The sequence below is a fragment of the Desulfopila sp. IMCC35008 genome (genome assembly GCF_010646885.2).
Lineage (GTDB): Bacteria > Desulfobacterota > Desulfobulbia > Desulfobulbales > Desulfocapsaceae > Desulfopila.
This window is the reverse complement of the sequence record NZ_CP050700.1, coordinates 3,990,069-4,003,176: the sequence shown is the minus strand read 5'-3', so window position 1 is coordinate 4,003,176 and position 13,108 is coordinate 3,990,069. Positions and strand designations below refer to the sequence as shown.

General features: G+C 48.0%; 9 protein-coding genes. 1 reads left to right on the top strand and 8 read right to left on the bottom strand.

The window, feature by feature from the left end; translation table 11 throughout:
* Window positions 1-10 precede the first annotated feature (10 nt).
* The 8 genes from GA520_RS17430 to GA520_RS17395 form a co-directional block, all read right to left on the bottom strand.
* The gene (locus GA520_RS17430) at window positions 11-901 is read right to left on the bottom strand and encodes an HDOD domain-containing protein (protein ID WP_163337699.1); all 891 of its coding nucleotides are present in this window, start codon (window positions 899-901) and stop codon (window positions 11-13) included.
* A gap of 146 nt (window positions 902-1,047) precedes the next feature.
* Window positions 1,048-1,698 carry an OmpA family protein gene (locus GA520_RS17425; protein WP_163337698.1) on the bottom strand — a complete coding sequence of 217 codons (651 nt, stop codon included), beginning with the start codon at window positions 1,696-1,698 and terminating at the stop codon, window positions 1,048-1,050.
* Between the two features lie 177 nt (window positions 1,699-1,875).
* Window positions 1,876-2,937, bottom strand: coding sequence for a hypothetical protein (locus GA520_RS17420; protein WP_163337697.1), 1,062 nt, complete (start codon window positions 2,935-2,937; stop codon window positions 1,876-1,878).
* A 674-nt stretch (window positions 2,938-3,611) separates the two neighbouring features.
* Complete coding sequence (locus GA520_RS17415; RefSeq protein WP_163337696.1) at window positions 3,612-4,262, bottom strand: PleD family two-component system response regulator; 651 nt, start codon at window positions 4,260-4,262, stop codon at window positions 3,612-3,614.
* Between the two features lie 45 nt (window positions 4,263-4,307).
* Window positions 4,308-7,610 (bottom strand): ATP-binding protein, encoded by a 3,303-nt coding sequence (locus GA520_RS17410; protein WP_163337695.1) that lies wholly within the window; start codon window positions 7,608-7,610, stop codon window positions 4,308-4,310.
* A 188-nt stretch (window positions 7,611-7,798) separates the two neighbouring features.
* Window positions 7,799-8,842, bottom strand: coding sequence for a BMP family ABC transporter substrate-binding protein (locus GA520_RS17405; RefSeq protein WP_163337694.1), 1,044 nt, complete (start codon window positions 8,840-8,842; stop codon window positions 7,799-7,801).
* Between the two features lie 433 nt (window positions 8,843-9,275).
* Window positions 9,276-11,273, bottom strand: coding sequence for an NAD-dependent DNA ligase LigA (ligA, locus tag GA520_RS17400; RefSeq protein ID WP_163337693.1), 1,998 nt, complete (start codon window positions 11,271-11,273; stop codon window positions 9,276-9,278).
* A gap of 1 nt (window position 11,274) precedes the next feature.
* Entirely contained in the window at window positions 11,275-11,463 is a 189-nt protein-coding gene (locus GA520_RS17395; RefSeq protein ID WP_163337692.1) for a tautomerase family protein, read from the bottom strand.
* A gap of 454 nt (window positions 11,464-11,917) precedes the next feature.
* On the opposite strand from GA520_RS17395, the gene galE reads away from it, so the two are divergent.
* On the top strand, window positions 11,918-12,943 hold the full coding sequence (gene galE / locus GA520_RS17390; RefSeq protein ID WP_163337691.1) for a UDP-glucose 4-epimerase GalE: 1,026 nt from the start codon (window positions 11,918-11,920) through the stop codon (window positions 12,941-12,943).
* The last annotated feature ends 165 nt before the right edge of the window (window positions 12,944-13,108 follow it).

Genomic DNA, 13,108 nt, shown 5'->3' with positions numbered 1-13,108 from the left:
AGAATGATTTTTATCTGGTGCTCAACAGTTTGAGTATCGGGCTACCGTGGGCATGGTCTATCTTTAACCAGGCAAACCACGACTCCAGGGTTTCTTCACCAAAGGGCAGCTTGTACTTCTCCCACTTGCTTTGGATATCGGGTAGGTGTTTTGTTACGCCGGTGGTGATATCGTCCTCACCGAGAAGGTCTGGCTTACAGCAGAACATGGAAAGAACATCAGCAAGCTGGATGACCAGGGGATACCCATTTTGCTTGGGTGCTCTTTCAGGTTGATGATGAAACCCGATAGAGAACAACAGATTTTGCGGGAAGTTCCACTTTTGCAGGAGTTTTCCGCCAACCAATTCATGGGAAATACTAAAAAGCTCTGTCTCTTGCTGTAGTTGTTGTTGCGTGCTGAATTGATTGAGGAAGCCGGTGCTGCCATATTCCTTAGGGAAACTAAGCAGCATGGCCAGCTTTCCGATATCGTGGATGAGACCCGCCATAAAAAACTGACCGGATGAGAGGTTGAGGTGTACAGCAATGATCTTGGCGGCCAGACCACAAGTGAAGGAGTGTTGCCAGAATTCTTTCAACTCTTCTTTATGCCCGACAAGAATCTGCTGGAAAGATGTCACAACCGCTTTCCCCAGCACAATGGATTCGATCTCGTTAAACCCCAGCAGGGTGATGGCCTGCTCGAGTGAGCTTACCTTCTTAGGTTGCCCAAAGAGAGCAGAGTTGGCTACCTTCAGGATTGCGGTACACATGGAGGGGTCGGGCTGGATTGCTTCCATCAGGTCGGCAGCAGAGCTTTCCGGATTGTTTGTAACCTTCAGTACCTGAGCGACAACAGCTGGGAGTGCGGGGAAGGATTCTATTTTTTGTTCGATCTGAGTATATCTGTTTGCGTCCATAATTGGCCCGAAAGAAAGATGAATTTGGTTTGATACATCGGGAAAACGCTGTTGTTTCTAAACCAGTATACCATAACAGCAAAAAAAAACGCCCTGAAGACAATGCTGTCCCAGGGCGTTTACAAGAATTTCTGTCTTGTTGGCTGTTATGCCTGGATGGGAACGATGATGATTTCAACTCTTCTGTTGACGGCATCGCTGGAGGATATAGGCATTGATTCTCCATAACCGATGGTCTCAATCCGTCTCGGGTCCACGCCCCTCTGGGTTAATGCGTTCTTAACCGCATCGGCCCTGTGTTGAGAGAGCTTCAGGTTGTAAGCTTCCGATCCGCGGGAGTCTGTATGGCCGGCTACACGGATTCTTGTTTGAGGATATTTGTTCAAGACGGTGGCGACCCTGCTGATTTCTGTATATCCACCAGGTTTAATGGACGCAGAATTGAAGTCGAAGAATGCCTCGCCTTTGAAGGTTGCGGTCAGGACATCCTGGCTTCTTCTCACGCTTGCTGCATCGGAGGCGGCAACAGCATTACGGAGATCCTTTTCCTGCATATCCATGTATCGGCCAATCTGGTTGCCGGCTACACCGCCCAGGGCGGCACCGATACCTGCACCGATCATTGTTGCTTCGGTATCTCCACCGATAGCCTGGCCCAGGATGGCACCGACACCTGCACCGACACCGGCGCCTACGGCTGTACCTTGCTGTTGATGGTTCTGCACAGTACAGCCGGTAAGCTGGATGGTAAAAAGTGTCATGACTATCAAGACTATATAGGGCAATGCGCGTTTCATCTTAATCTCCTTCTTGATCTATAGTGTGTTCCGGCAACTGGGTTAACCGATCTCACCAGGTAGGGTTAAAGGGAGAGGTTGCCGGTTCTTCTTTTGAGGTTACATGTTGATACCATACTCTACTTGAGATGCAAGAATAAATTGGCATTATCAACTATTTGGAGCGGGACATGGTTGCTAACCAATTTTCTTAACCCGGACCTGCATGTGCTTAATGGTCAGCTCGCTGTTACCGTGCTCAGGTAAGATCCAGAACCTTGAGTTTTGCACATCCGCAGGATTCCAGTCGCCTGTTATGGAAAAGGATGCTTCACGATTACGGTTGCTACTGGTGCAATCGATATATTTCGTGTATTCCCTGCCTCCGATATTTATGCCAATGGTTGCCGAGTTTCGTTTACCGTGGTTGTCAAGTGTTAGCGAAACCTGAAGGTTACGTATACGCAGGTTGTTGTAAATATCAAGCGGGCGACTATCCGGTCGAATAAAAAGACGTACGGGTCTGTAACCGCCCCTGAATGTGGCACTTGAAGAAGCCTCGCAGATAGTGTTGGGGTATCTCCAGCCGTCCGCTACCTTTCCCGATCGCTTGCCGCATTGTTTTTCACCTTCCATATCTGTTCCCCAGTTCCGTGCCGGTAGAACGAGCGGTAAAGGGACCAGGTAGTTACGTGCATTATGACTGTTTTGATATCGGTCCCGGTTCCAGTCATCGGCATAATCATAGGGTCTGTGATTGCTGTCCCACCAGGTGTTGTCATTGGAGCTGTAGTGGGTGTTTTTGTTTCGGTCTTTTCGTTCGACCACCAGTAATACCTTTCTCAGCTTGAAGTTACCTGTAAACAGGAGTTGCCAGGGGCCATCGCTTCTGTGGGCGGGATTGCCGATCTCAATCTTGTCATATGTGAACTTGGCGGAATTGCCGAAACCCTGCGGGGGGCCATGAACCTTGTGTTTGCGGCTGTAATTGTTTCTGACCCTGAGTTGAATTGTTCCCTTGCCTTTTTTACTTTTGGCCATAACCACTGTTCGAACAAGCCTGTATTGATTCAGGTTGAGTTGAGGATACCTCTGTTTCAGTTCACGTTTAAGGTATAGTGCTTGCACCTGGTGATTTTTAGACTGAATATGTCTGTCTTTGTATTTCAGAATCAGCCGTTCGGCTTCTGCACTTGCCAGAGTCGGAACGAAGAATGAAAGTGCAACCAGGATTGATAGAATGTGAAATGTGCGTTTCATGATTGTCTCCTTTGTTGATAGGGATGCTTTTGCACCAGTGGGACGGGACCCGTCCAATACCGTCTTGCTGTTGATTCAATGGTAGCTGTTTGGTGATCTTTTCCTAGACGATATGGGGAGATATCGGTGCGATATGGTGTCGATGTCGACCCGACACGGACGCATTAACAGGGAGATAAGTGGGAGGGTTTTCTGAAAAAGATATCCTGCTTGGGCCCGAATTCCTGGAAATTAGGAAAAAACGGAAAACCAGGAAAGGGTTTTGGGATTAATTTAGAACCAGCAACAGATAGTGAAAGTTGAAAAACCTTCGAGGTATCTATCTCGAAGCTCTTATGAGAAGTTCAGGTTATTTTGCACAGTAGGTTGTTCATCGATGTGGAGTGGATGATAAGGAAGGTGTTGTAAAAAAGATATTGGTGGGCTCAAGCGAGTCATGTTTTTTCAGAAGTAGAAAGTAACACGGCTCTCCATGAGGAAGTATAACAACTTGCGTTTCTTGTCTAGTAGGCTGTCCGAGAATGCACTTCTCGGAGTCTATGCTTACCGGTCCATATCTTCGTTAAATACGAAAAATTATCCTCATAATATTAACTATATACCTGCGGTAATTTTTCGCGTTTGCCTTGATCTGAACGAAAATTCCTATTGTCGGACAACCTCCTAGTGGTGGATTAGATATCGCCAAGATCCAGGTCTGGGTAAAGTTCCCTGGCGCAGTTCAGGCAGATGCTGTGGGTAAATTGTGCTTCAGAGTGTTCGCTGATATATGTCTCGATCTGGTTCCAGAAGCCTTTGTCATCGCGGATCTTCTTACATTTAGAGCAGATGGGGATCATCCCCCTGAGGGTTTTGATTTCACTATGGGCTTTGCGGTTTTCTGCAAGTAATTGAGCAAGTTCTCTGTTTTTCTCTTTGAGTTCCCTGTTTCTTCTTTCGATCAATTTTCGGGCACGTTGCAGGGACGTGTGTGTTTTTACCCTGGCGATGAGTTCGATATCGTTAACTGGTTTGGTCAGGTAATCGACCGCTCCCAGTTGCAGGCCGAAGTTGATATCTTTCTGTTCTGTTTTGGCGGTAAGAAAAATAATGGGTACATCTCTAGTGCGTTTTCGTTTTTTGAGTTCCCGGCAGACCTCAAAACCATCCATTTGAGGCATCATGACATCGAGCAATATAAGGGTGAATTTTTGTTCGAAGGTCATTTCAAGGGCCTTCCTCCCGCTGGTAGCATACGACACGGCATAGCCGTTCCTGCCAAGGATAGAACCGAGGATCTGGATATTTTTATCAATATCGTCAACGATAAGAATCTTGTCTTCCATTAAGACCACTACTCCTTTATCTGCGAACTATCTTTTGCCATTCAGTTAAACGGTACGGTTATCCAACAATTTCCTGAAATCAGTCAGGAGCCGTTCCATATTGTAAATATCAAAATCATCAGCATATTCTTCCAGTAGTGAGCCATAGCGGATGAGGATATTTATGCCAAAATCTGTTCCGGTCTGCTGTAGATTTTTTGCAAAAAGGACGATATCGGGTATAGATTGTTTTTGCTGAATCAACTGCCATTGTTGTGTGAGCTCTTTTTCGATACGATCTTTCGCCTGTGGTGGGCATATCCATAGACTGTCTGTGAAGAAATCTGTTTTGTTTTGAACCGGTTTGCCAGCCAGGGGTTCTTCCACATGGATGACTTTATGCGGCAATGCGATTGAGATGATCTGGAGCAGGTCGTCCAGCCCGAAAGGGCGGATAATATAATAATCAAAGTCCGCATTTTCTATTTCGGCGATTTCCTCTTTCATTGCCGAGGCTGTTGTCGCCACGACCGGTGTAGTACGGTTTTTACCTTCTGTTTTCAATTTTTCCAACACGGCAAAACCATCCATCCTTGGCATTCGGATATCGAGTAATATGAGATCGTATTGTTTCTGGCGGGTAAGGTCGAGTCCTCTCTCCCCACTTTCTGCCTGGTCCACGACGAATTCATACTGGTCCAGCAGTTCTGTTATGAGTTTAAGGTTAACATCCAGATCATCGATGATAAGAATGTCAGCCGGCCTGAACTGGTGAGTATTTTGCCATTCAGGCGTAACAATATTCTCTGGTCTGTCGCCGCCATTATCATCTGCCTGCTCGATATTATTCAGGGAGATGATAAAAGTTGTACCGGCACCAATGCTTGATTTTACAGAGATCTCGCCGCCCATCATTTCAATAAGGCTTTTGGATATTGTCAAGCCAAGGCCGCTTCCTTCGGATGAGCCAAGGGTAGTGTTCTGATCCTGTTTGAATTTTTCGAATACGATTTCCAGATCATTCGGGTCAATACCTCTGCCCGTATCGTGTACCTCTATCTGCAGATTTATACGATTGGAGTTATCAGATGGTCTTACTTGGGCGATACATTTTACACTTCCTTGTGCAGTAAATTTCAGGGCATTGCCGATAAGATTGAACAGCACCTGGCGAAGTCGGACCCGGTCTATCATCAGGTAAGCCGGGACACTATTTTGGACAGTGACCATAAGATCTATCCCCTTTTCCTGGGCAGAAATTGAAAAGACACCCTGGAGTTCACGAAAAAGCTGCCTCAGACTTACTGCTTCCGACTGGAGTACCATATGGCCGGCTTCAATCTTTGAAAGGTCGAGGATATCATTGATCAGGACAAGCAGGTCTGTACCGCTATTCTTAATTATCTGGGCGTGCCTTTTTTCTTTGGGATTGTCTATGGCGGCCTCAAGCAGGTTGGCAAAACCAAGAATTGCATTAAGCGGGGTTCGGATCTCATGACTCATCTTTGCCAAAAACTCATCCTTGAGGCGAGTGGCATTTTCCGCCTCCTGCTTTGCTTTGCCGAGCTGGTTCGTCCTTGATCGCAGATTGATAATGACTTCATGTAATCGCTCGGTCAACTGGTTAAATGCAGTCGATAAGGCAACAAGTTCTTCTGGTCCGCTGGCTATGGCCTTGGTGTTGAGATTACCCTCGCTCATTGCCGCCGTTATCGCCGTAAGGTTCTCTAACGGTCTGGAAATTACCTTGGCGGCAGCAATTGCCCCCAGAACTCCGACAGCCATTGCTACCATTCCTACAAACAACGCCCATTGGGTCGATCTATCAACGTCAGCCATGGCGTTCTGACGTGTACCACTTACAACAATTTGCCAACCAAGTCGGTGAAGCGGGTTACTGATGACGTTATAGGCGGTAGCCAGGGAAGAGTAACCGATCAGGACATTCCTGTTCAACTTGTCGACCCCTAGACTCCAGCCGGAATCCGCAGTGTTGTTTTCCTCCTTGCGAAACCAGGATACCGTTGCCATCTGCTTTGAATCCTGGCCTGTGGTTGCGATAAGTCTGTTGTCAGCATCGATCAGACTGATCTGCTCGACGGATTCCGGCCTGAAACGCTCCATATCTTCAACAAGCGTCCGCAGATAATAAAACGAAGAGAGCATTCCAAGGACCCTGTTGGTGGAATGATCAACAATTGCTATTGAAATACGGACATTGGGTAGTCCTGTTCGTTCTTCAATGGTCAGGTCACCGATGAAAATATTTCCCAGGCCGAGATTTGAGGTCACATTCCACCACTCCTCATCGTAAAAAAAGATTTTCTCCGGTTTTTTGCCAAGGCTGCCCACAAGACCGCCGAGCCTGTCAACGAGTAGAATGTTGTGATGAAAGCTGTTATGGCCCCTGAAGTTGCTTAAGGCAGCGGTGGCTTGATTGTTCAGGTATGTCATCTCAAAACGACTGTTTCGGACTGGTTCCTGCCACATCTTGTTTTTCTCTTGCAGCTTCTGGTGATTCAATTCCCGGTTGTTTCCATATTGATTATTAGCAGTTATCAGGCTTTCCCGGATAATAGGCACCTGTTGGGTCAGGAGTTGTAGTTTTTGCATCTGCTGTTCGAGGTGTGAACCAACGAGTTCCCCAAAGTTTTCCGCCACCGTTTGAAATGTTTGACCGACTTGTTGAATCCGGGCATTGCGGATCTGCCCGATAAGTACCAGGGTAACAAGGGCAATAACCGTTGCGGATACGAGTGTTATAACGAGGGAGTACTGGGTAGCGAGGTTGATTTTGAACCTCTTCCGGGCGATGCCCCTTTTCCACAACATGAGAGGCAGTGCCACAGAGAAGAAAAGGTAGACCAGGGTTAGCAGGATCGTCAGAGACCAGATCCTGGTACTGTTGATCTGCAAGCGAAGGTGCTGCCAGGGGAAGATGAGGTCGATGAGGATTGTCACCGCGAGGATGGCAAAGCTAAAGAGCAAGGCGTATGGCAATTGTTTTACCTGGCCCGTGGTGGTAATAAAAACAGGAACTGCGACAAGAAATAGCAGGCAGGTCGGAAATATATTGTCAAACAGGAAGGGGGTGCTCAAAAGGCATGGGAGAAGTCCACTGACGACAATTCTGATTGCAGTGAGGATGCTGCCGCTTTCAGCAACAAATCGAAGGGCATAAACCTGTATGATAACAAACAGGCCGATTACGGAAATAAGTGGCAGCAGTTGCCAATTACCTGTTCCTGCATACCGGAATCCGGCTAACAGCAGGACGAATGCTGCCAGGCCGATATGCAGCCTGGACAAATACTGAAATGAAGTAAGGTTGTTGTCTGTTACACTATCTTTTCTTCTAATTGTCGACATGCATTCCTTCAACAGCAATCAATTGAGTATCTGGGAGGCTGTCCGGGTGTACCCTTTCTCCCCGGATCTTCGTTGTTTCAATAAAAATACTTGGAATATCAGCAATATGCCTGCGGTAAAAGTTTGATCAACGCCTCGAATTTCACCAGGTAGCGAAGACTCCTGAATGGTAAGTTTTCGGATGGAAACTAGTTGAGTCTGACACCGGTTATGTCGGGGGTGTCGAGGATTCTCTGCCTGGCTTTTTCGACCAAGTCGGTGCACTCTGCGGAGATTCTGTCCTGCCAATCATGGTATGGGGCTAAACCTACGGCATCTTTGTCCAGAGAGAAATAAATAATTCCCGGTTGAAGGTTTTTCTGGGTAAAGGACTTGATCGCAAAGGCAGCGGCGACATCGACGTTTTTCATGACGCTGGTAATAAGGGAACTTCGTGCATCAGGAAAGGTCCTGTACTGGTCCACATCTACACCAATTGCCATGATCCTGGCCTCGGTTGCAGCCATGAGGCCGCCGAGGCCGGTTTTGCCTCCGGGGCAGAAGAGGACATCCGCTCCTTTCGAAATGAAATCGGTGGCGACAACCTTGCCCGTGTCAGGGTCATTAAAATCGGGGATGTAACGTTTGTACGTGGTGATTCCGGGTTTGACGGAGCGGGCGCCATTGATGAATCCTTCAACGAACCGGACCACCGGGGGGATCTCGTAACCTGCTACGGACCCGATGATGTCTGTCTTTGACATGCATGCAGCGAGGACACCTGCAAGATATGCCGGTTGGTCTTCAGCAAAAAGAAGACTGGTAACATTTGTTAACCCCCCCTCTTCTGTGTAGCAGTCATTTACACTTTCCGAGCAACCGTTGCCCGGGAAATAAGCGGAATCCATTATGACAAAATGACGGTCGGGGTATCTGAGTGCAGCTTTAGCCGTTGCATTTGCCAGGGCAAAACCGACAGTAAAAACAAGATCAGCCCCTTCCTTGATTACTTTTTCGATGTTTCGTTCAAAGATGGAGGTGGATTCCGATATCAGGTATTCGAATTCTATACCTGCCTTTTCAGCTGCGTTTTTGGCTCCCTGCAGACTGTACTCATTAAACCCCTTGTCGCTGTCTCCACCCGTATCGAGTATCATGCCTACTTTCAGTTTTGTGATTTTAGTTTTCTCCTGCTTTTCACAGCCGGGCAGGATTATGCACACTATAATCAGCAAAACAAAAAAATATTTCATGGATAGTACCTCCATTTGAGGAAGAGGGTGGAGACGAATACGAATCGCATTTATAAGTAAATATTCAGGCAGGTTTCATTCTACCATCATTTGGGCTCAAAAAAAAAAATACTAATGTGCCTGCCATCATCGTTGCATTTTTGATTTCCTGTTCGAGTGAAAGCGAACATTCAGCTATCACCATCTGTTATGGATCTAAAAATGTGTAAAGTTGTTTCAGGTTAGAGAACGTGCCATGATATTGCGTGGCTTCCAGGTTTTACCGGAGGTGCGAGGGGCTATATAGTATTGTAGTGAATTGGCGATCCTTATTTGCCAACAATGCTACAGTGGCAGGGTGTGATTGCCGAATATGATTAAATCTGTTGAAATTTTCTGTTTGAGTGCGTTTTGTATGATTCGCTTCCCTGCAGAATCTGATACCCGCTTTTCACTATGCCTTATTGATGAGGTGCAGAAATTCCGTTTCACTCATCACGGTTTTCTTCATTTCCATCGCTTTTTTAAGCTTTGATCCTGCTTTGTCGCCAGCCACGACGATGGTAGTTTTTTTTGTGACCGAAGTAGCGATCTGGCCACCGTTCTCTTTTACCAGTTTCTTGGCTTCGCTGCGTGAGAGCTGGGATAGACTGCCGGTGAATAGGACTATCTGGTCGCTGAGCGGCTGGGTCTCTGCGTTTTGCAGGAGTACTTTCGGTTCTACCCCGGATTCCCGCAGCTGTGTGACCATTGCGACAACCCGTTCGTCACCGAAATATTCGACTATGGAATTGGCCACCTGTTCGCCTATGCCGTCTACTTCAAGCAGGTCTTCCCTGCTTGCTCCGATAAGTTTGTCAAAGGTGGGGTAGTGTTGTTCGAGGAGGGCTGCAGTGACCTCGCCGATAAATCGTATTCCCAATGCTGCCAGCAATCTTCCAAGCGGAGGGTTTTTTCGGCCCTTTACTGCCTCTATAACATTATCGGCCGATTTTTTACCCCAACCATCAAGCTCCGATAATTGATTACGGTCCAGGGTGAAAATATCGGGTATGTCTTTTACGATACCTTCCGCAAAAAGCTGTTCGATACACTTTTTGCCAAGCCCCTCAATATCGAGCCCCGCCTTTGAGGTGAAGTGAATAAGGGTTCGTAGCCTCTGGGCCGGGCAGTGTGGGTTGTTGCACCGTGTGACCGCTTCACCCGCCGGCTTCTCAAGGGGGTGGTCACAGACAGGGCAAACAACAGGGATTAAGACAGGTTGTGCCGAACTGTCCCTTTGTTCCTCAATCGGTTTGACGATCTCAGGAATCACGTCGCCCGCTCTTTGGATCAGGACCGTATCGCCATAATGTAAGCCCTTGCGTTCTATCTCGTCCTGGTTATGCAGGGTGGCCCTGCTGACCGTGACACCTCCAACAGTAACCGGTTCAAGGATGGCAACCGGGGTGACGGCACCGGTTCTCCCTACCTGGAATTCAACGTTTATGAGGGTGGTGGTTGCCTGGGTTGCCGGAAACTTGCAAGCGATAGCCCAGCGCGGTGCACGGGCTTTGTTGCCGAGCCGTTCCTGTATGGCCAGGGTGTCAACTTTCACTACCATACCGTCTATTTCGTAAGGGAGCTCGTGACGGAGGTCTCCGAGTTCTTGAAATGCAATAATAACATCTGCGATGGTCTCACATTGTTTGGTGAGATCGTTGATAGGCAGTCCGAGCTCTCCCAGGTACTGCAAAACATCATAATGTCTCGTACAACCTGTTTCTTCCGGTGCAGAAAGGCCGTAAGCGAAAAAATCGAGGGGGCGGGAAGCGGTGATGGTCGGGTCCAGTTGCCGAAGCGACCCGGCTGCCGCATTCCGTGGGTTGGCAAACGGTTGCTTTCCCTGTTCCAGCTGGACCTCATTGAGCCGCTGAAATCCCTTCTGTGCCATGAAAACCTCTCCCCGAACTTCAAGAAGTTGGGGAGAGGTGCCGGTGAGTCGCAACGGAATGGCTTGTACCGTACGTAATTGGGCGGAGATGTCTTCACCCGTTTTACCGTCCCCGCGGGTTGAACCCTGAACGAGTATTCCCTGCTCATAGACCAGCTCTACGGCAAGGCCGTCCAGTTTGGGTTCCGCGACATAGGTAAGCGGTGTAGCGGTGTTGAGAAAACGCATCAACTTGGTTTCGAAATCGAACAGGTCGTCGTTGTTGAAAGCATTTTCCAGGCTGAGCATAGGGACACGGTGTTCCACCTGACTGAATTTATCCAGTGGCGGTCCTCCAACCCTGGCCGTCGGGGAATCGGCTGTAACGAGTTCCGGGTGCTCTTTCTCGAGTTCAAGTAACTCCCGGAACAGGGTGTCGTATTCCCCATCGGAAATTGACGGGTCATCAAGTACGTAATACCGGTGACTATGTTCGTGCAGCAGCCGGTGCAGCTCTTCTATCCGTTGCTTCACATTCATTTTATTCCGGCGGGTCGAGGAGAATGCCTTTTTTAGCAATATTCTCTTTTTCCAGTTCATCAATCATGATGAGGATAGCTTCGGGCGGTTTGTTGGCCTCCTTGGATATGACCTCAGTAACTCCGGCCGATATTTTTGCTTTCTGTTCCTTGGTGAGGGTGCCTGCGACCCTGATGTTAACGTATGGCATTGTTGTACCTCGTGAGTTTAATGTTGCGGTGGGGGTAGATTAAATTTCTCATCAGTTCAGGCGGTGCCGAATTCAAAGTTTTTAGCAGTAGAGCAAAGGAGGCTATATCTAATGCTATAACACTGCCGAAGACAACACAGCATGCGCTAACCTTTGGTGAACATTATGTATGATTTGGTAACGGGCACTACTATAATAAATGCCAAGCAATGGGTGGGCGGACCAAATAGACATAATGTTCATGAGAAATTTAGGGTTAGTGCGATTGGCTGGCTACTATACCTTGTTTTAGGTGGTGGAAAAAGAGGAATTATTGATGTCCTGGCAGAGGTCCTGTGTTGACAAGGTATTTTCTGTTTCCTCTTGCCCGTTACACAAATTGATGTACTATGATCCTGGCAGAAACAATCTTCCCGTTTTATATCCTCTTGTAGTAAAAAAGGAACGCTATATCATGCATATAATTATAACCGGCGGAGCCGGATATATTGGTAGTCATACCTGTATCGAGCTGTTGCAGGAAGGGCATACGGTAACCGTGGTAGATAACCTCTGCAACGCCAGTGAGGAATCGCTGCGCAGGGTGGAGGAGTTGGCGGGCAGGAAACCGGATTTCCATAAGGTGGATCTGCTGGATAAAGAAGCCTTGCGATCGGTATTTCAGCAGGTGGACAAAACCGTGGACGCTGTGATTCATTTTGCCGGGTTGAAGGCCGTTGGCGAGTCTGTTGAACAACCGCTTCTCTATTATCAAAACAACCTGACCGGTACGCTCAACCTCTGTGAGGTGATGGCGGAGTTCGGGGTCAAAAACATGGTGTTCAGCTCTTCCGCCACAGTCTATGGGGACCCGGCGACTGTTCCCATTACAGAAGATTTTCCACTTTCGTGCACCAATCCTTATGGCCGTACCAAGCTGATGATAGAGGAAATTCTGCAGGATCTTTATGTTGCTGACAGGAGCTGGAATATTGTGCTGCTCAGGTATTTTAATCCTGTCGGGGCCCACGTGAGCGGCAGGATCGGTGAAGACCCGACCGGTATTCCCAACAACCTGATGCCTTATGTCTCGCAGGTTGCGCTAGGGAAATTGAAAGAGCTTTCTGTTTTTGGTGGTGATTATCCCACACCCGACGGATCAGGAGTGCGTGATTATATACACGTTGTGGACCTTGCCCTTGGTCATGTAAAAGCGATAAACAGGATCGCTGATGAACCGGGTGTAGCTATCTATAATCTTGGGACCGGCCGTGGGTACTCTGTTCTGGAGATGGTTGCGGCCTTCGAGGCTGCAAGCGGCAAAAAGGTACCATATAGGATTGCAGACCGCCGTGCCGGGGATATCGCTGCCTGTTATGCCGATCCGGCAAAGGCTGCTAAGGAATTGGGCTGGAAGGCAGAAAGGGGAATTGAAGAGATGTGCAGGGATACCTGGAGGTGGCAAATGCAGAACCCGGATGGATACCCGATGGGAGGCTGACGCCTGGACAGAGAGGTTTATGATGACGTAAAAAGGCCCCGCAGAAATTTCTGCGGGGCCTTTTTTGTTGATCTTGTTGAGTAAGAGGGGGGGATTGGTGAGGGAGGTGTGCTGATTAGATATCTAAATGTGTGTTTACTAACACAATGTTTGGGCGCTTATGTG